Annotated in this window: 15 protein-coding genes, 2 tRNA genes and 3 rRNA genes; 5 read left to right on the forward strand and 15 right to left on the reverse strand. The window is 39.8% G+C overall.

Translation table 11 applies throughout. The features are described 5' to 3' along the window. Positions 1-16 precede the first annotated feature (16 nt). The 3 genes from H7R46_RS15310 to H7R46_RS15320 all read right to left on the reverse strand — a co-directional run bounded on the left by H7R46_RS15310 (position 17) and on the right by H7R46_RS15320 (position 3,243). Entirely contained in the window at positions 17-1,186 is a 1,170-nt protein-coding gene (locus tag H7R46_RS15310) for a transporter (protein ID WP_005071236.1), read from the reverse strand. A gap of 45 nt (positions 1,187-1,231) precedes the next feature. Beyond that, positions 1,232-2,065 (reverse strand): C39 family peptidase, encoded by an 834-nt coding sequence (locus H7R46_RS15315; RefSeq protein WP_005071238.1) that lies wholly within the window; start codon positions 2,063-2,065, stop codon positions 1,232-1,234. 302 nt (positions 2,066-2,367) lie between these two features. Continuing rightward, positions 2,368-3,243 (reverse strand): DUF6160 family protein, encoded by an 876-nt coding sequence (locus H7R46_RS15320; RefSeq protein WP_005071240.1) that lies wholly within the window; start codon positions 3,241-3,243, stop codon positions 2,368-2,370. 355 nt (positions 3,244-3,598) lie between these two features. Between H7R46_RS15320 and H7R46_RS15325 the strand changes: the two genes are divergently transcribed. Beyond that, positions 3,599-4,951, forward strand: coding sequence for an anthranilate synthase component I family protein (locus H7R46_RS15325; protein WP_005071242.1), 1,353 nt, complete (start codon positions 3,599-3,601; stop codon positions 4,949-4,951). 3 nt (positions 4,952-4,954) lie between these two features. On the opposite strand, the gene hisC is transcribed toward H7R46_RS15325, so the two are convergent. The 12 genes from hisC to H7R46_RS15385 form a co-directional block, all read right to left on the reverse strand. Further along, complete coding sequence (gene hisC / locus H7R46_RS15330; RefSeq protein WP_005071244.1) at positions 4,955-6,040, reverse strand: histidinol-phosphate transaminase; 1,086 nt, start codon at positions 6,038-6,040, stop codon at positions 4,955-4,957. Positions 6,041-6,108: 68 nt separating this feature from the next. Further along, positions 6,109-7,398 (reverse strand): histidinol dehydrogenase, encoded by a 1,290-nt coding sequence (gene hisD, locus H7R46_RS15335; RefSeq protein ID WP_025469866.1) that lies wholly within the window; start codon positions 7,396-7,398, stop codon positions 6,109-6,111. Positions 7,399-7,504: 106 nt separating this feature from the next. Further along, positions 7,505-8,188 (reverse strand): ATP phosphoribosyltransferase, encoded by a 684-nt coding sequence (gene hisG / locus H7R46_RS15340; protein ID WP_086260810.1) that lies wholly within the window; start codon positions 8,186-8,188, stop codon positions 7,505-7,507. After that, positions 8,188-9,444 carry a UDP-N-acetylglucosamine 1-carboxyvinyltransferase gene (gene murA / locus H7R46_RS15345; protein ID WP_002115380.1) on the reverse strand — a complete coding sequence of 419 codons (1,257 nt, stop codon included), beginning with the start codon at positions 9,442-9,444 and terminating at the stop codon, positions 8,188-8,190. Before murA ends, hisG begins: the two co-directional genes overlap by 1 nt. A gap of 6 nt (positions 9,445-9,450) precedes the next feature. Next, positions 9,451-9,702, reverse strand: coding sequence for a BolA family iron metabolism protein IbaG (ibaG, locus tag H7R46_RS15350; protein ID WP_002115399.1), 252 nt, complete (start codon positions 9,700-9,702; stop codon positions 9,451-9,453). A gap of 138 nt (positions 9,703-9,840) precedes the next feature. Next, positions 9,841-10,179, reverse strand: coding sequence for a ribosome hibernation-promoting factor, HPF/YfiA family (hpf, locus tag H7R46_RS15355; protein WP_005071251.1), 339 nt, complete (start codon positions 10,177-10,179; stop codon positions 9,841-9,843). Between the two features lie 167 nt (positions 10,180-10,346). Next, a complete protein-coding gene (locus H7R46_RS15360; RefSeq protein WP_025469867.1) occupies positions 10,347-11,795 on the reverse strand; it encodes an RNA polymerase factor sigma-54 in 1,449 nt (482 codons plus the stop codon). Between the two features lie 392 nt (positions 11,796-12,187). Next, positions 12,188-12,302: ribosomal RNA gene (rrf, locus tag H7R46_RS15365) — 5S ribosomal RNA — on the reverse strand. Positions 12,303-12,489: 187 nt separating this feature from the next. Beyond that, a 23S ribosomal RNA gene (locus H7R46_RS15370) occupies positions 12,490-15,380 on the reverse strand. Between the two features lie 352 nt (positions 15,381-15,732). Further along, positions 15,733-15,808: transfer RNA gene (locus H7R46_RS15375), tRNA-Ala, on the reverse strand. A 55-nt stretch (positions 15,809-15,863) separates the two neighbouring features. After that, a tRNA-Ile gene (locus tag H7R46_RS15380) sits at positions 15,864-15,940 on the reverse strand. Between the two features lie 59 nt (positions 15,941-15,999). After that, a 16S ribosomal RNA gene (locus H7R46_RS15385) occupies positions 16,000-17,537 on the reverse strand. Together the 16S, 23S and 5S rRNA genes with 2 tRNA genes alongside form the textbook arrangement of a ribosomal RNA operon. A 572-nt stretch (positions 17,538-18,109) precedes the next feature. On the opposite strand from H7R46_RS15385, the gene H7R46_RS15390 reads away from it, so the two are divergent. From H7R46_RS15390 to H7R46_RS15405, 4 genes are all read left to right on the forward strand, one after another. Then, positions 18,110-18,988 (forward strand): VacJ family lipoprotein, encoded by an 879-nt coding sequence (locus H7R46_RS15390; protein WP_005066322.1) that lies wholly within the window; start codon positions 18,110-18,112, stop codon positions 18,986-18,988. 111 nt (positions 18,989-19,099) lie between these two features. Next, the gene (gigA, locus tag H7R46_RS15395; RefSeq protein ID WP_005066321.1) at positions 19,100-20,068 is read left to right on the forward strand and encodes an RsbU family protein phosphatase GigA; all 969 of its coding nucleotides are present in this window, start codon (positions 19,100-19,102) and stop codon (positions 20,066-20,068) included. A 102-nt stretch (positions 20,069-20,170) separates the two neighbouring features. Beyond that, entirely contained in the window at positions 20,171-20,692 is a 522-nt protein-coding gene (gene gigB, locus H7R46_RS15400) for an anti-anti-sigma factor GigB (protein ID WP_002117273.1), read from the forward strand. A 29-nt stretch (positions 20,693-20,721) separates the two neighbouring features. Next, positions 20,722-21,546, forward strand: coding sequence for a carbon-nitrogen hydrolase family protein (locus H7R46_RS15405; RefSeq protein ID WP_005066320.1), 825 nt, complete (start codon positions 20,722-20,724; stop codon positions 21,544-21,546). The last annotated feature ends 9 nt before the right edge of the window (positions 21,547-21,555 follow it).

The following is a 21,555-nucleotide window of genomic DNA, read 5'->3' on the forward strand; positions in this document are numbered from 1 at the left end:
GCCTATCTCCTTATTTTTATTTTTTGCGCAAACCTAAGATATCTAGCGGGAATGACAAACCAAGTGAAACGTCTGGTGCATCCTCTGTTAAACCAAATCCAACTGTACCGTTAACAATCGTATCAGGTGAAACACGCACCCCCAAAGCAAAAGCCATCACCGCACTACTCTGATCTGGTGACTGATATGATTCACCATTTGCAAACTGAAACTCTGAATTTAAGTTAAAGCTTTGTTGGTAAGACATGGTTAACGACACATCATAGTTAAAGGAATAGGCAAAACCGAAAGAGAATCCTCCACTAATTCCAGGATCAAAAGATTCTAAAATACGATTACCACGTACCTGATTTAAACCAGTCTCTTTAAAACCATAATTGGCAGATGCTGAAGCAAATAAAACCACCGGATCGATATATTTACGAGTACTTGCTCCTAAACCTACAGAGTAATAACCTTTACCAGTTGAAAGTTCATTTTGAGCAACTTCATATGGACTATCACCAGTTTTAGTAGAAACGCTACCAAACAAAACTAAAGGTAAGCGTCCTTGTTTCAATGGGAAAGGTTCCCAACGTGCACCTAATGAAATATCCCCTAACCCTGCAGTATCTGAATCACTAGCAATATCAGATTTAGCAACAAGAGGTACAGTCGCTGAAAGTGTTAAATTATCTAAAACACCATATTGAGCTGTAAAACTGTTGGTCAATGTATGCTGAGCATCTTCCCTAATACTCAATCGACTAATACTAGAATTATCATCTCCTAATGCTAAATCTAAAATACTATCGCGGTAATAGGTATAATCGAGATCATAATATGTTGAAATTTCGCCTTTTTTAATTAATGAATATTGTCGTTCATTCGAGGTAAAAACTTCTTGTAAATTGGTCTCTTGGCTCGCATCTCCTTCTTTTTTCTGTAAAGCAGTCGCGGCTTGATTTGCTTCTGGATTAGCTGATGTAGGTTCAGATTCAGTAGTGGTAGATCCATTTGTCGGAGCTAATGCATCTTCTTGCACTGAATTTGATGTTGGCGTTACATCTGATACCGTGGTCGCTTCAGAAACAGCTGTACTATTTTGTACATCTGCTTGTGCAACTTGATCATCTGCATAAAGTGTACCTGTAATAGCACTCATGCTTAATGCCAATACACTCATCTTCATCCATCGATTATTCATATTTCTTCCCACCCAATTTATTTATTTTACTAAATCAAATTTTCATTACTTACGCTTGTAATAAAGACGCATATAAGTTTCTATCGGCTGATTATGATTGGAAGAGTGACTATCATTATCCAGAACCCTTCGCATTGTTGAGGCTTTATTTGCTAAACGATCATAATTAAACGTTGGATATTGCGCATCCACAAAGGCATAACGGTTAACAGTTGCATCTTCCACATGACGCATATCAGCATCTTTCAATGTTAATAAGTCTTTACGCTGTGATTCAGGCACAGAAATAACAAATAACGTATTATTATCCCAAACCTCTTTAAAACGATTTTCATCAAAGCTGATATTGCCTAAAGCAGGATCAGCTACATAGACTCGTCCATCTTTATAAGCTTTATATACGACAAAATGTTTAAAACCAGCATATGAAATAGGAACAATCGCAGGTTGACCTAATTTAACTAAATCCGAAAACTCCCCTCGATAACCGCCACTATCCAAACCAATAGCAGTTACGAAACGCTTCATATCAAGTAGTGAAAAGCTACGGCGTTCAATAATTCGTTGATACTCACCATACTGAAGTAAACCACTCATTGTTTGTTGTTCAGTTAAGCTTGTACCCACATAACCATTCAACAAAGTTGTAAGTGCAGCTGAACCACAGCTATAGTCATATGCTTGTCGAACAATACCGCGAAATTGATCTTCTATCGCAGGCTTAATCGTTACTGGCTCAATATGATTTCGGCGAAATGATAAATTACGTGAATCGGCAGTCTCTGTATAATAAACAGTTCCCGGTGGCTTTTTTTCTATTTCGAAGGCTTCTGTCGCAAAGTAATATATCAATGCTGAGCCCAAAGCAATCTCTAACATAAGCACTTGTTCTAAATGGTGGCCTAACTGGCCTTATTCATTTTATTCTTAGAGCAATAGCTCTACATCCCTGTGTGTTGAAGATACCTTTTTTTTTTGAAAAAAACAGCCTTTTTTTACTTTTTTTTGATGAACGTTTAGTTTTATAAAAATAAAGAGACTTTTATAGTTAATTTAAATTGATTCTTAATTTAACGGCTTATTTTTATCAATTAAAATATATTTTTATATAACAAAACTAGATGAGTTAATAAATTAAAAAAGCGCGTATTAAACGCGCTTTTTTTATTAAAACTTTTAAATTAGTGGCCAGAAATTGTAATTGTAGAAGTACCTACATTAATACCTTGGATTTCAACATCACCAATTGAAGCAGCAGTATTTGAACCTAAACGAATACCCTGTGCATAGACGTTCATGCCTTGAGTACTATTATTTTGAATCTTCAATCCAGTCGGCACAACAGAAATGTCAGCATTCACATCTAAGTTACCAGTTGTATTACCAGCACCACGGACCATAACTTTATCAAGGACAATTTTACCACCGCCAGCAGCATCATTAATACCTAGGTTAGATAAAGTTAAACCACCTTGCAAACTTGAATTTACTTTAATCATTGCACCTTGTGGTGTAGCACCTAATTGAACATTAGCTGAAATAGCGCCTAAAGATAAATCTAAACCAGAAAGAATTTCAGTTGGAGCTGCTTCTGTAATACCACGTACAGCAGTAGTTTCATTTAAAGTACCAGAACTACCAACACCAATAGAACCAACTTTTACATTAACTGCACCTACATTTGCAGCAACGTTTAAAAACGCGCCATTTGTAGCAGATGCACCAACGCTATCAATTTTAAGATCTAATAAATTCTGTGTTGTATCTACCTGCGTAAGAGTTATCGCTTTACCTTGAGTTGCATCTGTACCCGTAATTGTGATTGCACCTGCAGTTGCTGTAGCACCCACAATACCTGTAGTTGGGTCTAAACCATCGTTATCGTGAATATATAATTTATCGATGGAAATACCGCCAGCACCCAAAGCGATACCGATATTAATACCATCTTGACCAGTAGCAGCACTAAGCGCAGCATCGTCCATTGACTGCATTGCCATTGCATTTGCGCTGATAGCTAAAGAAGAAACTAAAGCAAGTTTAGTGAACATTTTCATTGAGCACTCTCCCAAGAGCATTTATTTTTTGACTTTAACCACTCTCATTGTCTCAAGTCGCATTTTTCTTTATATGGCAACCGAAACTTCCAATCCTTGAGTAGTTTTGCTTAGCAATTACTAAATTACATCTACGTTACTTTTTGTTCAACTAGTGTTGTGCATTTTTTGCCAATTACCCGACAAACGGTACACCTTAGGTTTTACTTCATAAATGATCATAAACATATAAAATCTTAAGCTGTAATTGTGCTTGTTTTATCAGCAAAAAACTTTCCAATTAAAACTCTTCCTCCTGATGAACTATGACTTGTAGTAAACTATGTTCTCTCATTAACCACTACCTTATTTAAAAATGTCTCAGTTAAAGAAAAAAATCTCTTTACATGGTAAAAGTGCTGCCGATATTTTAAAAAAGTTACACGGGTTAACTGGGCTTATTTATTTAAATGACAATAACAATCCAATTATTGGATTTCTTCCTCAAAAATATATTCTTTTTCAAGATGAAAGTTATTTAGAGTTTCATCATCAAAATTTTAATGAATATAGAAATATATCAAAATTAAATCACTTAATAGACTTTACCCAATTTAAAGAGAATAATTCACAAGGAAATATTAAATCTACGACAAGTTTTACAGGAGGTTATATTGGTTTTATCAGTTATGATTTTTCTGCTCATCAGTTTATTGACATACGAAACCACATACAGCCCTCTTTATTCTTAGGACAATATCGCTCTTTTTTAAAATATATAGATAATGATTGGTATTTTTTTAGTGATGAATCAGATGCACTTGAGCTATTCTCATATATTGAAAATAGAATAGAGAATTCTATTTCTAATCATTCTAAAAATATATTTGAATTAAAAACTACTATTCAGCCAAGATGGTCTAAAAAACAATATTTTGATGCTTTTAATAAAATACAAGAATATATTAAAGCTGGTGATTGCTATCAAATTAATTTAACCCAAGAATTTAAAGCTGATTTCAAAGGATCTTTATTAAATAAAGCAGCAGATTTATGGAATCTTACTAATGCACCATATGCAGGCTATTTAAAGTTAGATAATTTTGAATTATTAAGTTGTTCCCCCGAGCTTTTCATCGAATTTAATCAAAATAAACAAATTAAAACTAGACCTATTAAAGGCACAATGCCTCGCTATAAGAATGCAGAAAAAGATTTTATTTCTAAACAAACCTTAAAAAACTCTCAAAAAGACCAAGCAGAAAATGTGATGATTGTCGATTTATTACGTAATGATTTGAGCATTTATGCCAATACAGGATCTGTCAAAACAACAAAACTATTCGAGATTGAAAGTTTTAATCAAGTACATCACATGGTAAGCGAGATCGTTGCCACTCTTAAAGATGATATCAATCCTATGCAAATGTTGCTTTCAGCCTTACCCGGAGGCTCAATCACAGGTGCTCCCAAAATTCGGGCAATGCAGATCATTGAAGAGTTAGAAGAATCAGCAAGAGGCGCATATTGCGGAACATTGGGTTACTTCAATTTTGATGGAACCGGTCGCTGGAATATTCTTATCCGTAGTTTTCAACAATATCAGAATCAGCTTTCTTTATGGGCAGGTGGTGGTATTACGATTGCATCAAATGCAGAAGCAGAATATCAAGAAAGTCTTGATAAAGTCTCTGCTATGCTGAACTTGATGAACAGCACAGCAGAGTAAAATTTAGAGAATATCTTCTTTTAATGTCTGTACTAAACGCTCATTTTGCTCATCAGTTCCTACAGTTATTCGCAAGAATTGATTAATACGAGGCTTATTGAAATAGCGCACAATAATGCCCTGCTCACGTAATTGCTGTGCAAGCTGACCTGCATCATGCGATGGATGTGAAGCAAAAATAAAGTTTGCTTTAGAAGGTAAAACTTTAAAGCCCAAAGTAGTTAATTCATCTACTAGCTTTTCACGACTAGAAATAACTTTTTGACATTGTTCTTCAAAATAAGTTTGATCTTCAAAAGAGGCTACCGCTGCTGCAATTGCAAAACGATCAATAGGATATGAGTTAAAGCTATTTTTGACAGCTTCAAGTGCAGCAATTAAATGAGACTGAGCAATCGCGAAGCCAACGCGTAAACCCGCAAGAGAGCGAGATTTTGAAGTTGTTTGGCACACAACCAGATTCTCATAGCGATTTACTAAACTCACCGCTGATTCTGCACCAAAATCAACATAAGCCTCATCAATGACAACCACTCGATCTGGATTAGCTTTTAAAATTTGTTCGATTTCTGCTAAGCCTAGTGCAATACTTGTTGGAGCATTAGGGTTTGTAATAATAACCCCACCATTTGGTTGCACATAATCTTTAACTTCTATCTCAAAATTATCATTGAGTGGGATTTCTTTAGTCTTTGTACCAAAAAACTGACTATAAACTGGATAAAAGCTATAAGTGATATCTGGATAAAGAATTGGTTCATCTTGAAGAAAAAATGCTTTAAAAATATGAGCAAGTACTTCATCTGAGCCATTACCAACAAAAACTTGTGAAACGTCAATATTCTGTTGCTTAGCAATCGCATGTTTTAATGCCGTAGCATCTGGGTCTGGATATAAACGCAATGCATCAGCCTGATGAGTTAAAACAGCTTGAACTGCTTCAACTACTTTGGGTGATGGCGGATATGGATTTTCATTTGTGTTGAGTTTCAATAAATTCTGAATTTTAGGCTGTTCGCCAGGAACGTACGGCTCTAACTCACGAACTTCTGGACTCCAAAAGCGCATTTGTGCTGTAGATAAAGTCATGGTCTTATCTCAAAAAGGGCTGAAAACCAGCCCTGAGTAATAATTAAAAAACTACAAGGTTTATAAGCTTATTGATAACGATAGCGAGCTGAGCGTGCATGGGCATCTAAGTTCTCTTGAACAGCCAATATATCTGCTGTCTTAGCTAACGATTTGACTCCATCTTTCGAACACATAATTAAGCTCGAACGTTTTTGGAAATCATAAACACCTAGTGGAGAAGAAAAACGAGCAGTTCCAGAGGTCGGTAATACATGGTTTGGGCCTGCACAATAGTCACCAATTGCTTCAGGTGTATAGCGCCCCATGAAAATTGCTCCAGCATGGCGAATATCTTCACTCATAGCCTCGGCATCATCTAAGCAAAGTTCCAAATGTTCTGGTGCAACTTGATTAATCAAATCAATTGCTTCTGCACGGTCCTTTACTAATACCAAAGCACCACGGTTTTCAATCGAAGTTCTCGCAATGTCTGCCTTTGGCAATTCATTTAAATGCTTTTCAATTGCCAACTCTACCGCATTAAGCAAAGCTTCATCAGGAGTAATGAAAATAGCTTGAGCAACTGTGTCATGTTCAGCCTGAGATAAAACATCCATAGCTAACCAATCTGCATTATTTTCACCTTCTGCATATACTAAAATTTCAGAAGGTCCAGCAATCATATCAATACCGACCTGACCAAATACAGCGCGTTTGGCAGCTGCCACAAAACGATTTCCAGGGCCAGTAATTTTATCTACAGGTGGAATGGTCTGAGTACCATAAGCAAGCGCTGCTACAGCTTGAGCTCCCCCAATAGTGAATACTCGACTCACTCCTGCAAGGTAAGCCGCAGCTAGAACCAATGGATTTAGTTCACCGTTTGGTGCAGGAACAACCATAATAATTTCAGGTACACCAGCAACATGGGCTGGCACTGCATTCATTAAAACTGAAGACGGATAAGAGGCTAAACCACCTGGTACGTAAATACCCACACTGTCTAGAGGTGTGACTTTTTGTCCTAATGTATTACCCAAATCATCTATATAAGTCCAGCTCTCTTGTTTCTGAGCTTCATGAAATGAACGAATACGCTTTGCTGCTAACTCTAGAGCATCACGAATTTCTGGGCTTAAATTATCAAAAGCAGTTTTAAGTTGTTGTTGAGATAATTCTAAATCTGAAAATTGATGCGCAGGATGTCGATCGAACTGTTGAGTAAGCTTTAAAACATGATCATCACCATGCTGACGAACATCAGCAATAATTTGATCTACTGTTTGCACTAAATTAAGATCATTTACAGTTTCAAATGCTAAAAGCTCAGCAAAAACCTGTTTGAAGTTCTGATCTTGAGTCGATAAACGTCGCATCAATTTACCCACAAGGCGAAAAAGAAAAACCAAGTTTACTCTTTTTCTAAGCGCTTGTGGGCATCATCTGAAGCAACTATCACAAAAGCATGATGGGAAATTGCTTTTAACGTGATTGAACAGCTTGCTCAAGCTGTGAAATGATTGGATTTAATAGAGTTTGCTTACGTTTAAAACTAGCTTTATTTACAATTAAACGTGAAGAAACTTTGCAAATTTCCTCTAATGGCTCAAGACCATTCGCTCTTAGCGTATTACCAGTGTCGACCACATCGACAATGTAATCACCCAAACCCACCAAAGGCGCTAACTCCATAGAACCATAGAGTTTGATCACATCGACTTGCTCACCTAAGCTTGCATAATACTGACGTGTAAGATTGATGTATTTCGTGGCAATTTTTAAACGGCCTTTTGGACGTTCCATTCCCACTTTACCAGCAGTCATTAATTTACACTTAGCGATTTTCAGGTCAAGTAGCTCATATACATGCTGAGCGCCATGTTCCATCAACACATCTTTGCCTGCTACACCTAAATCTGCTGCGCCATTTTCTACATAGGTAGGCACATCAGATGCACGTAAAATCAAAATACGTACTTGCTTATGCGTAGTAGGAAAAATCAGTTTGCGGGACTTTTCCGGATCTTCGAGCAAATTAATACCCGCTGTAGCTAGTAAAGGTAACGTCTCTTTTAAGATACGTCCTTTACTGAGTGCCAAGGTCAAACCATGATCAAAATTGCCCATCACATCAAAATTAGGATCATCGTTTCTTACATCATTCATTAACTTACTCGCTTAATTTTGGCACCTAAACCTTGAAGTTTCTCTTCGACATGCTCATAACCACGGTCAATATGGTAGATACGGTCAATTAAGGTATCTCCTTCTGCCACTAAAGCTGCCAAAACTAGAGAGAACGAAGCACGCAAATCTGTTGCCATTACAGGTGCAGCCTGTAAAGTTTCTACTCCAGTCACGACAGCATCATGACCTTCAACCTGAATATTAGCACCCATGCGTGACAATTCAGGAACATGCATAAAACGATTTTCAAAAATCGTTTCAGAGATAGTTGCAAATCCACGACCAATAGCATTTACAGCCATAAGCTGAGCTTGCATATCTGTTGGAAACTCTGGATGTGGCAAAGTTCTAAAACTTACAGCTTTAGGGCGTTTGCCTAACATATCAAGTTCGATCCAGTCATCACCACGAGTGACTTCGGCACCCATTTCTTCAAACTTATCCAAAACAGATTCAAGTAATGCAGGGTCGGTATGTGTAGTTTTGACACGACCGCCCGTAATTGCCGCAGCTGCCAAATAAGATCCCGTTTCGATACGATCAGCTACCACAGCATATTCACAGCCATGCAAACTTTCTACTCCAGTTACAACAAGAGTATCAGTATCAAGTCCTTCAATCTTAGCGCCCATTTTAATGAGCATTTGAGCAAGGTCAGTGATCTCAGGCTCACGAGCTGCATTACGAATAGTCGTAACACCATCAGCTAGTGCAGCAGCCATCAAGATGTTTTCAGTACCGCCAACGGTAACCATATCAAAAACAACTTCGCCACCTTTTAAACGACCTTCAACTGAAGCATGGACATAACCATTTTCAACTTCAATATGTGCACCTAAAGCTTCTAAAGCTTTTAAATGTTGATCAACTGGACGTGATCCAATTGCACAACCACCTGGTAAAGAAACTTTCGCATTACCGTAACGCGCTAATAATGGTCCTAAAACCAAAATTGAGGCACGCATTGTTTTTACTAGCTCATAAGGAGCAAACTGATTATCTAAAGTAGAGGTATCAGCTTTTACTGTGTCATTTTCATAGCCGATTGTAACCCCTAAACCACCAATCAACTTGACCAAAGTATTTACATCTTTAAGATTTGGAACATTAGTGATCGTAATTGGAGAGTCTGCAAGAATAGTTGCAGCAAGTAATGGTAAAGCTGCATTTTTAGCACCAGAAATGCGCACTTCCCCGTCGAGCTTAACACCACCCGTAATTAAAAATTTATCCATTAATATTTAAGCTCCGAAAAGGCTTGCTTTACGCCATTCATCTTTGGTCATTGCACGAATTGTTACCGCGTGAACTTCGCCACTTGCAATATAAGTATTTAATGGTGCATAAACTAATTGTTGGCGAGCAACAGTACGCTTACCGTCAAATTGATCATCCACAATACGGAGGTCAAATTTTCCGGCCTGTCCGCTCACCGCTACTTCCGCTTCAGGGAAAGCTTCTTTTAAAATTTGAGTGAGCTGTTCACTATTCATTGCAAAGACCTCTGACACAACCTAAGGTGTAAAACGAAGTATTTTACTATAACTTTTTCAAAGAATTCAGTACGTGTTTATATTTTATCAATAAAAAAGAGGCTATGTTTCAAGCCTCTTTCAACTATATAAAACTTATTAAATAGAAACAGCAACTTGCGAATAAGTGCACTGCATTTTCCGATATTTTAATAATTGTTTTTTTAATTTTTCAGTTAGTTTTTTAATTGAAGTATACATATCATCAGCAGTTGCCTGAGCAAACAACTCAATTCCCGGCAATCTTACAATAGCCTCTGCAACATGGTTCGAACTACCTTTATGAGAGCGCTTATCAATTTGATGATCTTTTGTTAATTTAATCTGCATACTATTCACCTGATCTAAGTGTTTTGTTAACTGATTAAATTTTGATTTAATATTTTCTTCTATAGCTGGTGTAATTGCTAAATGATGTCCACGAATCGTTATTTGCATAATTCTATCCCTCACCTTTTTTAGGTTATCTAAAGAAGAACTAAAACGATTTAATGCTATCAAAAAGAAAACTTAGAACAATTAAACCATTTTAGTTACTCTCTTGGTGAAAATGAAATTTCATTATTTCGTCATAATGAATCTCTAGAATAGCCATACTTCAAAATTCAGATCAAGACTTTTCTTTCAGACGACGAAGGAATATGTAACGATTCTCGATATTTTGCGACCGTTCTTCGAGCCACTTCAATTCCCTCATCCTTTAACAATGTAGCAATTACATTATCTGACAAAGGCTTACGTGGATTTTCGTTGGCGACTAGTTTCTTAATCATTGCCCGAATTGCGGTGGAAGATGCCTCTCCCCCTGCTGTTGTTCCTACATGGCTAGAGAAAAAATATTTCAACTCAAATAGACCACGAGGCGTAAGCATATATTTATTTGTAGTTACACGAGAAACTGTAGATTCATGCAATTCGACTTCTTCTGCCACGTCTCGAAGAACTAGCGGCTTCATCGCTTCCGGGCCTATTTCCAAAAAAGCTTTTTGATGATCTACGATACAAGAAGCTACTTTTAATAACGTTTTATGCCTTTCATCAATACTTTTAATAAAGTTTTTCGCCTCAAGCATCTGGTTACGTAAATATAAATTATCCTCACTCTGATCTGCTCTACGAATCATACTAGAGTAAAAAGAATTAATTCTTAATTTAGGAAGTACATCTGGGTTTAGCTGAACCTGCCAATGTAAATCTTTTTTTGAAACTACTACATCGGGAATTTGATAATCAGATTCTTGCTTATCAAAATCCATACCAGGATAAGGTTTTAACGTTTTTAAAAGATTGATTGCAAACTTTAATTGGTCTTTCGTTAAACCAGTTTGTTTGAGTAATTTATTAAGATCATTGGCTATCAAAAGCTCATAATACTGTAATAGATTTTTTGCCTCATTTAGATATTCAACATCTTTGGGCAGAAACTCTAGCTGTATTTTTAAACATTCCGCTAAATTACGCGAACCGATCCCTAAAGGATCAAGTCGTTGAATGTGTTTTAAGACAACTAAAACCTCATCTTCTTCGATCTCTTCCTCAATATCCATTTCATTCAATAATTGTTGTGCCGCTAAAATTATTTCTTCAATTTCAGCATCTAAAAACCCTTTATCATCTAATGCATCAACAATACAATAAGCAATTAATTGATCTATTTTAGAAAAATGCAAAAGATTAACTTGTTCTAGAATATGTTCCTTTAGCGATAATTGAACTTGGCGATTATCTTCTCGCTCTTCAAATTCTGGAGTAGCCAAAGCCGTTGATTGATGGCTATAAACATCATCCCACTCAGTATCAACGGGTAAATCATCAGGCAAATGATCTGCATTTAGCTCAGTCGTTAAGTCATCCGATTCTTTATTTTCTAATGCAGCCAGACTCTCCGTTAGTGATTCTTCTTCTATTTTTTCAAGTAAAGGATTACTATCTAGTTGAATCTGAATTTCCTGTTCAAGCTCTAAACTAGAGAGTTGTAACAAACGAATCGCCTGCTGCAATTGAGGTGTTAACGATAGAGAATTCGCTACTTTCAATCCAACAGATAATTTCATATATTTCATTTTCCATAAAACAAGCAAAAATCATGCCTATTCAATATTTATAACATATAGTCTCTATTTGTCATACATATCCAACTGAAATTTGTAGAAGAAAAAAGAGATTTTTCCAATTATAAAAATAATCTTATTAAATTAATTCTATCAAACATAGTTCCCATATGATGTCAGACGCGAAATCTTGTTATAAAAAGTTAATTAGGAGAATCTAGCCCTCTTTTAATTTTGTTTAATTGATTACTCTTCGGTTGTATAGTTTTTTCTATTAAATTTAAAGATTTCAACTCATAGCTTACTATTTCATATTTATTCCCCCACACATATATTTTTTCTCCCCCGATAAAAAAACACCCCCATTCATTAGAACGGGGGTGTTTAGAATAATGAGCTGGCGATGACTTACTCTCACATGGGTAACCCCACACTACCATCAGCGCTAAGAGGTTTCACTTCTGAGTTCGGGAAGGGATCAGGTGGTTCACTCTTGCTATGGTCGCCAGCACAACTGGTATGGATACTTGCTTCGTTTTATTCACTGTGTGATACGTTGCGTTTTCCAAATCTTGACAGATGGGCTGATTGAATCTGATTTTTCGTTGTTCATTTTAGCTAGTAGTATAACTAAATCAAGTTGCTTTGCATGTTTATGAATCGATTGATGCTTCATATACAACTGCTTGGGTGTTGTATAGTCAAGCCTCACGAGCAATTAGTATTGGTCAGCTTCACATATCACTATGCTTCCACATCCAACCTATCAACGTCCTAGTCTCGAACGGCTCTTTAGAGGAATAAATTCCTAGGGAAATCTTATCTTGAGGTAGGCTTCCCGCTTAGATGCTTTCAGCGGTTATCCCTTCCGAACATAGCTACCCGGCGATGCGACTGGCGTCACAACCGGTACACCAGAGGTTCGTCCACTCTGGTCCTCTCGTACTAGGAGCAGATCCTCTCAAATTTCCAGCGCCCACGGTAGATAGGGACCGAACTGTCTCACGACGTTCTAAACCCAGCTCGCGTACCTCTTTAAATGGCGAACAGCCATACCCTTGGGACCTGCTTCAGCCCCAGGATGAGATGAGCCGACATCGAGGTGCCAAACACCGCCGTCGATATGAACTCTTGGGCGGTATCAGCCTGTTATCCCCAGAGTACCTTTTATCCGTTGAGCGATGGCCCTTCCATACAGAACCACCGGATCACTAAGACCTACTTTCGTACCTGCTCGACTTGTGGGTCTCGCAGTTAAGCGCGCTTTTGCCTTTATACTCTACGCGTGATTTCCGACCACGCTGAGCGCACCTTCGTACTCCTCCGTTACTCTTTAGGAGGAGACCGCCCCAGTCAAACTACCCACCAGACACGGTCCTCGTCCCGGATAACGGGACAGAGTTAGAACCTCAACATTACCAGGGTGGTATTTCAAGGACGGCTCCATTGGAACTAGCGTTCCAACTTCAAAGCCTCCCACCTATCCTACACAAGTAAGGTCAAAGTTCAGTGTCAAGCTGCAGTAAAGGTTCACGGGGTCTTTCCGTCTAGCCGCGGGTACACTGCATCTTCACAGCGATTTCGATTTCACTGAGCCTCTGCTGGAGACAGCGCCGCCATCATTATGCCATTCGTGCAGGTCGGAACTTACCCGACAAGGAATTTCGCTACCTTAGGACCGTTATAGTTACGGCCGCCGTTTACTGGGGCTTCGATCAAGAGCTTCGCTTACGCTAACCCCATCAATTAACCTTCCAGCACCGGGCAGGCATCACACCCTATACGTCCACTTTCGTGTTTGCAGAGTGCTATGTTTTTAATAAACAGTTGCAGCGGCCTGGTTTCTGCGGCTGTCGTCAGCTCAGGAAGCAAGTTCCATCACCAACAACAGCGTACCTTCTCCCGAAGTTACGGTACCATTTTGCCTAGTTCCTTCAGCAGAGTTCTCTCAAGCGCCTTGGTCTACTCGACCTGACCACCTGTGTCGGTTTCGGGTACGATTCCTGTGTAACTGAAGCTTAGAGACTTTTCCTGGAAGCATGGTATCAGCCACTTCACTGTACAAGTACAGCTTGCTATCGGATCTCAGTATAGAGTACCCCGGATTTGCCTAAGATACATACCTACATCCTTCCACCTGGACAACCAACGCCAGGCTGACTTAACCTTCTCCGTCCTCTCATCGCATTACACAGAAGTATTGGAATATTAACCAATTTCCCATCGACTACGCCTTTCGGCCTCGCCTTAGGGGTCGACTCACCCAGCCCCGATTAACGTTGGACTGGAACCCTTGGTCTTTCGGCGAACGGGTTTTTCACCCGTTTTGTCGTTACTCACGTCAGCATTCGCACTTCTGATACCTCCAGCATACTTCTCAATACACCTTCATCGGCTTACAGAACGCTCCCCTACCACTTGACTAATGTCAAATCCGCAGCTTCGGCACATAATTTTAGCCCCGTTACATCTTCCGCGCAGGCCGACTCGACTAGTGAGCTATTACGCTTTCTTTAAAGGGTGGCTGCTTCTAAGCCAACCTCCTAGCTGTCTATGCCTTCCCACATCGTTTCCCACTTAACTATGATTTTGGGGCCTTAGCTGGCGGTCTGGATTGTTTTCCTCTTGACTACGGACGTTAGCACCCGCAGTCTGTCTCCCGGATAGTACTCATAGGTATTCGGAGTTTGCATCGGTTTGGTAAGTCGGGATGACCCCCTAGCCGAAACAGTGCTCTACCCCCTATGGTATTCGTCCGAGGCGCTACCTAAATAGCTTTCGGGGAGAACCAGCTATCACCAGGCTTGATTAGCCTTTCACCCCTATCCACAAGTCATCCCCTGGCTTTTCAACGACAGTGGGTTCGGTCCTCCAGTTAGTGTTACCCAACCTTCAACCTGCTCATGGATAGATCGCCTGGTTTCGGGTCTATACCCAGCAACTAAACGCCCTATTAAGACTCGATTTCTCTACGGCTCCCCTATACGGTTAACCTCGCTACTGAATATAAGTCGCTGACCCATTATACAAAAGGTACGCAGTCACACCACGAAGGTGCTCCCACTGCTTGTATGCATGCGGTTTCAGGATCTATTTCACTCCCCTCACAGGGGTTCTTTTCGCCTTTCCCTCACGGTACTGGTTCACTATCGGTCAGTCAGGAGTATTTAGCCTTGGAGGATGGTCCCCCCATATTCAGACAAGGTTTCACGTGCCTCGCCCTACTCGTCATCATTATGTGTGCCCTTTCGTGTACGGGAATATCACCCTCTACGTTCGCACTTCCCAGAGCGTTCCACTAAAACACACATAACTTAATGGGCTGATCCCCGTTCGCTCGCCGCTACTGAGGGAATCTCAATTGATTTCTTTTCCTAAGGGTACTGAGATGTTTCACTTCCCCTCGTTCGCCTTGCAACACTATGTATTCATGTTGCAATACCTACCTTAAAGTAGGTGGGTTCCCCCATTCAGAAATCTCCGGATCAAAGGATATTTGCCGCCTCCCCGGAGCTTTTCGCAGGCTATCACGTCTTTCATCGCCTCTGACTGCCAAGGCATCCACCACATGCACTTAATTACTTGACTATACAACCCCAAACAGTCGTCAACACCTACAAGTGAGTGTTGTCCGTGCGATTCTTCATCGCTACTATCTGTTGTCTGTGTACTTAAACACTGTACAGCTTCAATCTAAATTCATATACCAAAACGCTTGATTCAGTTAATTTGCTAGTTCTCAATTCATCTAGATTAATTGCTTAATCTAAACTCTTGAGTGAACAATTTATTTCAGACTCAATTTTGCCAATCTGTTAATGAATAAACATGCCTTCGTCAGGTCATGCTTAATACCGTGATACTTAAATCACAGAAGTTAATAAACCAAGATCTAAATCTCTATTTACTAATTTCTGTAATCCGAACTTCTCTTAAGTTCTGGTGGAGACTAGGAGAGTCGAACTCCTGACCTCCTGCGTGCAAAGCAGGCGCTCTACCAACTAAGCTAAGTCCCCAGCTTACATCATCAGTCATGTATCTTTTATCTATAACTTCAACCAGTCAAAGTCATGGTGGGTCTGACAAGACTTGAACTTGTGACCCCACGCTTATCAAGCGTGTGCTCTAACCAACTGAGCTACAGACCCTCAGATACATCTATGAAGAACAACTTGTTGTGGATTCTTACCAATCGTCAATCTTTCGTTAAGGAGGTGATCCAGCCGCAGGTTCCCCTACGGCTACCTTGTTACGACTTCACCCCAGTCATCGGCCACACCGTGGTAACCGCCCTCTTTGCAGTTAGGCTAGCTACTTCTGGTGCAACAAACTCCCATGGTGTGACGGGCGGTGTGTACAAGGCCCGGGAACGTATTCACCGCGGCATTCTGATCCGCGATTACTAGCGATTCCGACTTCATGGAGTCGAGTTGCAGACTCCAATCCGGACTACGATCGGCTTTTTGAGATTAGCATCCTATCGCTAGGTAGCAACCCTTTGTACCGACCATTGTAGCACGTGTGTAGCCCTGGCCGTAAGGGCCATGATGACTTGACGTCGTCCCCGCCTTCCTCCAGTTTGTCACTGGCAGTATCCTTAAAGTTCCCGACATTACTCGCTGGCAAATAAGGAAAAGGGTTGCGCTCGTTGCGGGACTTAACCCAACATCTCACGACACGAGCTGACGACAGCCATGCAGCACCTGTATGTAAGTTCCCGAAGGCACCAATCCATCTCTGGAAAGTTCTTACTATGTCAAGGCCAGGTAAGGTTCTTCGCGTTGCATCGAATTAAACCACATGCTCCACCGCTTGTGCGGGCCCCCGTCAATTCATTTGAGTTTTAGTCTTGCGACCGTACTCCCCAGGCGGTCTACTTATCGCGTTAGCTGCGCCACTAAAGCCTCAAAGGCCCCAACGGCTAGTAGACATCGTTTACGGCATGGACTACCAGGGTATCTAATCCTGTTTGCTCCCCATGCTTTCGCACCTCAGCGTCAGTGTTAGGCCAGATGGCTGCCTTCGCCATCGGTATTCCTCCAGATCTCTACGCATTTCACCGCTACACCTGGAATTCTACCATCCTCTCCCACACTCTAGCTAACCAGTATCGAATGCAATTCCCAAGTTAAGCTCGGGGATTTCACATTTGACTTAATTAGCCGCCTACGCGCGCTTTACGCCCAGTAAATCCGATTAACGCTTGCACCCTCTGTATTACCGCGGCTGCTGGCACAGAGTTAGCCGGTGCTTATTCTGCGAGTAACGTCCACTATCTCTAGGTATTAACTAAAGTAGCCTCCTCCTCGCTTAAAGTGCTTTACAACCATAAGGCCTTCTTCACACACGCGGCATGGCTGGATCAGGCTTGCGCCCATTGTCCAATATTCCCCACTGCTGCCTCCCGTAGGAGTCTGGGCCGTGTCTCAGTCCCAGTGTGGCGGATCATCCTCTCAGACCCGCTACAGATCGTCGCCTTGGTAGGCCTTTACCCCACCAACTAGCTAATCCGACTTAGGCTCATCTATTAGCGCAAGGTCCGAAGATCCCCTGCTTTCTCCCGTAGGACGTATGCGGTATTAGCATTCCTTTCGAAATGTTGTCCCCCACTAATAGGCAGATTCCTAAGCATTACTCACCCGTCCGCCGCTAAGATCAGTAGCAAGCTACCTCTCTCCGCTCGACTTGCATGTGTTAAGCCTGCCGCCAGCGTTCAATCTGAGCCATGATCAAACTCTTCAGTTAAAATCATTTTGCACCTTATTAAAGACAAGGTGCCAATTCTGGCTCATCAATTACTGACTTAAATTTCGCTCAAATAAACTTCGAGTAATTTAAACCAATCAATTAATGAAAATTATTTCGATTAATCAATCAGTAAAAATCCACACAAGTTGTTCTTCAATTCTCTTAATGATCTTCTTCCTGGTTCGTCACCAGCAAGCTAGGTCGGCTATATTACTCTTAATCTCTTAAAAGTCAACAGGTAATTTCGATATTTTTAAAACTCATCTCTCAAACCAACTCACCATCAAATTCATCACTTAAAGCAATCAACTTAATCACAAGTAACTGTTTTTCAACAAGTTTCTATCTGCATCACCGCCGATGGATGTGCATTATAGACCATTAACAACCCTTTGCAACCCTTTTTTTAAATCAATATCACCAACTGGATACTTTTTAAGCTTTTTAGCATTTTATCTATATTATTTGATCAATTTTACATTGATAATAGGTTATCAATTTTGTATTAAAACATATCTCCACCCAACTGCACATTTAAGTATTAGCCTGGCTGGCGGTTAAGGAATTATATGAATTATTCTAATTTAATTTTACTAAGCGTATTATCTGTAGGTGTTTGTACCTCTCTATATGCTCAAGAAAATACTATAAGTGAATCTTCTGATGCTAGCTCACTAGAAGAAACAGCACCGACTCATACGCGCTCACAAATTATTAAAGATTTAAAAAATATTAAAGTTAAAGATTTAAAAATTAATGCGAATGCAGCACAACCAGATCCTGTAAAAGACCCATTACAATCATTAAATCGTCCAATTTACTCATTTAACGACATGTTGGATCGAAATTTTTTACGCCCAGTTGCTGTGCAATATAGAGAAAAGACTCCAGAAGATGTCCGTGGTTCTTATCGTCAGTTCCGTAAAAATCTTGGAGAACCTTGGAATGCTGTTAACCAGCTTATTCAAGGTCGCCCTGGTCGTGCAGCAAAAACCATAGGTCGCTTTACAATTAATACATTAACGACTCTTGGTTTAGCTGACCCTGCCAGCCGTTTAGGTTTACCGACTGAAGAAGAGAATTTTGGTGTAACTCTTGGTTACTATGGTGTTCCTTCTGGCCCATTCCTGATGTTGCCTTTTTTCGGGCCAAGTACCTTACGTGATGGTTTTGGTTTAGCAGTAGACGCCCAAGCACGTCCACAGAAATATGTTATGGATGATCAAGAGGGTCTTTATTGGTCAAGTAATATGTTACAAGCGGTTGATACACGCGCTCAATATCTAGACCTAGATCAGACCTTACAAGGTGATCAATATGCCATGATTCGAGACTTATATCTCCAACGTAAAGCATTCCAAATTGCAGAGAAAAAGGGCGACTCAGCTGATGTATCTTTCATTGATGATGATTCAGAAGACACGCCAGATGACAATCAAAACCCTTAAAAGATGAAATCAAGGTATTGCTTGGATTAAGAGTTCGGCAATACCTTGATTTTGATCATACATACTCTATGATGAATAAAGTGATCATATAAAAGGACTACCATCTCTTCTATGTATTTTATTAAACCGACACGCTCTATCCCTTACTTAGAGCAAGCTTTGGATAAATTGCCAGGCTTACAAGTCATTAACATAGATGATTTAGATTTATATGATCCAACCATCATTGCAATAGCAGATGTACAAGATTTCCTGACATATAAATGGAATTTACCAACGATTGTCATTGCTTTTGAACATGAAGGTAGCGCTTTAGCTCAAGCTTGGGAAGCGGGTGCTCTTGCAGGTTGGGTATGGAATCAACTACCTAACGATTTAAATAAAGCATTATCAAGAATCGATGCTCAATATAAACGTAACCAAGATAGCCGCGATTTACCTTCGGCTGCTGAACTACAAAAACGATTACTGCCTAATCCAATTGATTTATTAAATTATCAAGTCGAAACTTTCTTTCAGCCTTCAGCTTATCTTTCTGGTGATTGGTATGACTACTGGAAATTAAATGATAAGGAAGTTTTATTCTATCTTGCCGATGTTTCAGGACATGGCGTAACTAGCAGCTTATTAACTTCTTGGATGGCAGCTTTCCATGGCCGCTCAAAAACCCCAAGACAATTAATAAAAAAATTAAATGGAATGTTGGTTCAAGAGAATATTGAAAAGCACATTACGATTGTGGTGGGTATTTTAAACCTTGAAACACATACACTTCGCTGGTCAAGTGCTGGGCACTACCCTCCTCCTATCATTTTTGAACCTAATCAAGCTCCAAAAATTCTAACAACAAGTAGCTTCCCATTAGGCTTGACTGATGAACTCGAAGTTGAAGAACATGTTTGTACATTAAATCACCAATCACGCTTCATTGTTTGCTCAGATGGGGCCCTTGAACCTTTTGATGGCGGCTTAAATGATCAGTTCCAACAATTGGTTCATCATTTGCAAAATCAATCATTCCAAGCACCCGATCATGTGGCTGATGACATTGCCATCTTCAGTCTTTGTCGAATGAATTAATTTACGAATCAATTAATTACATAATATACGACTTAAGGACTCTTGAGTCTGCGATGGCACTATGTGATAATTTTTCTATCCTTCTCTGAAAATGGCATTTATATGTCAACAGGTCATGTTGAATATGCAAGTTTAAATGGAACGCATATTTTCAAACTTATTGGTGAAGTGCGAGCCCATTCTTGTATAAGTCTAGACAAACTTTTAAACAGAATTGAACAGCAAGAGAATGTTGTTGGTGCAATCGTTGATTTAACCCAAACAACATTTATTGATAGTACGGTGTTAGGCATCCTGGCTAAGCTAGGTTTAAAGCTTAAACAAACTCATCATATTCAAGCTGTGATGCTATCTACCAATCCAGATATCACAACCTTAGCCAACAGTATGGGGCTAGGGCAGGTTTTTGTCATTTTGAATTACTGTGGCGATCCTAACGTTTGCACATTAACGTTAACTGATGAACAGATCACTCATAATGCAATGCTAAGAACAGTTCTGGATGCACATAAGACATTGATGAAACTCAATGCAAACAATCAGAACATGTTTGAGCCACTTGTGAAGCAGTTACAGAAAGAACAAGATACGCTTGAACAGGTATCAGATAAGCAAAATGCCTGACTTTAATCATTAAGCCGGATTATTAGAATATGACCCTTATTTCTGTTGCTCAAATGAACTCTCAAGATGATATTGAAAATAATTTTCAAGTCATTGAGTCGTTGATTCAACAAAGTAAGGCGCAAAATGCTAGCCTGATTGTTTTCCCCGAAAACTTTGTATGTTTTGCAGCTGGAAAACAACGCGAAACAGCTGAGCAATTTGAGTCTATTCAACAACGGCTTGAGAAGCTAGCACATCAATATCAAATCTGGATTGTGGCCGGTACCTTACCATGCCCATTTCGTCCAGATGGATCTACTATTCAAGATGGTCGAGTCCGGACGGTTAGTCTTTGTATTAGCCCTGAGCGTACAGAAGCACGTTATGACAAGATCCATTTATTTGATGTACAAGTGGGCGATGCGGTCGGTGGTTATCAAGAGTCTCGTTTTTTTGAACCTGGAACAGACGTAGTAGTCACATCTACCCCTTTTGGCAATATTGGCTTAATGGTATGTTATGACTTACGTTTTCCAGAGCTTGCTCTAACTCTGAGACAACAAGGCGCTCATATTCTGACTGCTCCTGCTGCATTTACTTATACAACTGGACAAATGCACTGGCAGCTTTTGCTACAAGCTCGGGCAATGGATAGCCAATGTTATGTTTTAGGCGCAGCACAACAGGGCTGGCATGGTGAAAAACGACAAACCTGGGGACACTCTGGGGCAACAGATAGTCGTGGTCAAATTTTAAGTATGATTGGATATGAAGGGAGTGGTTTAATCACTGTACCCTTTGATTTAACAGCACAAGAACTCGTCCGCTCTTCAATGCCTCTCATGACTCACCGTAAATTGATTCATTATTAAAAGTTTAAT

The sequence above is a fragment of the Acinetobacter sp. BEC1-S18-ESBL-01 genome, from assembly GCF_014169935.1.
Classification (GTDB): Bacteria; Pseudomonadota; Gammaproteobacteria; order Pseudomonadales; family Moraxellaceae; genus Acinetobacter; species Acinetobacter pittii.

Bases quoted from the DNA above. Each gene is read 5' to 3' on its own strand.
- H7R46_RS15310 (WP_005071236.1), bottom strand. From the start codon at position 1,186: ATGAATAATCGATGGATGAAGATGAGTGTATTGGCATTAAGCATGAGT.
- H7R46_RS15315 (WP_005071238.1), bottom strand. From the start codon at position 2,065: ATGTTAGAGATTGCTTTGGGCTCAGCATTGATATATTACTTTGCGACA.
- H7R46_RS15320 (WP_005071240.1), bottom strand. From the start codon at position 3,243: ATGAAAATGTTCACTAAACTTGCTTTAGTTTCTTCTTTAGCTATCAGC.
- H7R46_RS15325 (WP_005071242.1), top strand. From the start codon at position 3,599: ATGTCTCAGTTAAAGAAAAAAATCTCTTTACATGGTAAAAGTGCTGCC.
- hisC (WP_005071244.1), bottom strand. From the start codon at position 6,040: ATGACTTTATCTACAGCACAAATGCGCTTTTGGAGTCCAGAAGTTCGT.
- hisD (WP_025469866.1), bottom strand. From the start codon at position 7,398: ATGCGACGTTTATCGACTCAAGATCAGAACTTCAAACAGGTTTTTGCT.
- hisG (WP_086260810.1), bottom strand. From the start codon at position 8,188: ATGAATGATGTAAGAAACGATGATCCTAATTTTGATGTGATGGGCAAT.
- murA (WP_002115380.1), bottom strand. From the start codon at position 9,444: ATGGATAAATTTTTAATTACGGGTGGTGTTAAGCTCGACGGGGAAGTG.
- ibaG (WP_002115399.1), bottom strand. From the start codon at position 9,702: ATGAATAGTGAACAGCTCACTCAAATTTTAAAAGAAGCTTTCCCTGAA.
- hpf (WP_005071251.1), bottom strand. From the start codon at position 10,179: ATGCAAATAACGATTCGTGGACATCATTTAGCAATTACACCAGCTATA.
- H7R46_RS15360 (WP_025469867.1), bottom strand. From the start codon at position 11,795: ATGAAATTATCTGTTGGATTGAAAGTAGCGAATTCTCTATCGTTAACA.
- H7R46_RS15390 (WP_005066322.1), top strand. From the start codon at position 18,110: ATGAATTATTCTAATTTAATTTTACTAAGCGTATTATCTGTAGGTGTT.
- gigA (WP_005066321.1), top strand. From the start codon at position 19,100: ATGTATTTTATTAAACCGACACGCTCTATCCCTTACTTAGAGCAAGCT.
- gigB (WP_002117273.1), top strand. From the start codon at position 20,171: ATGTCAACAGGTCATGTTGAATATGCAAGTTTAAATGGAACGCATATT.
- H7R46_RS15405 (WP_005066320.1), top strand. From the start codon at position 20,722: ATGACCCTTATTTCTGTTGCTCAAATGAACTCTCAAGATGATATTGAA.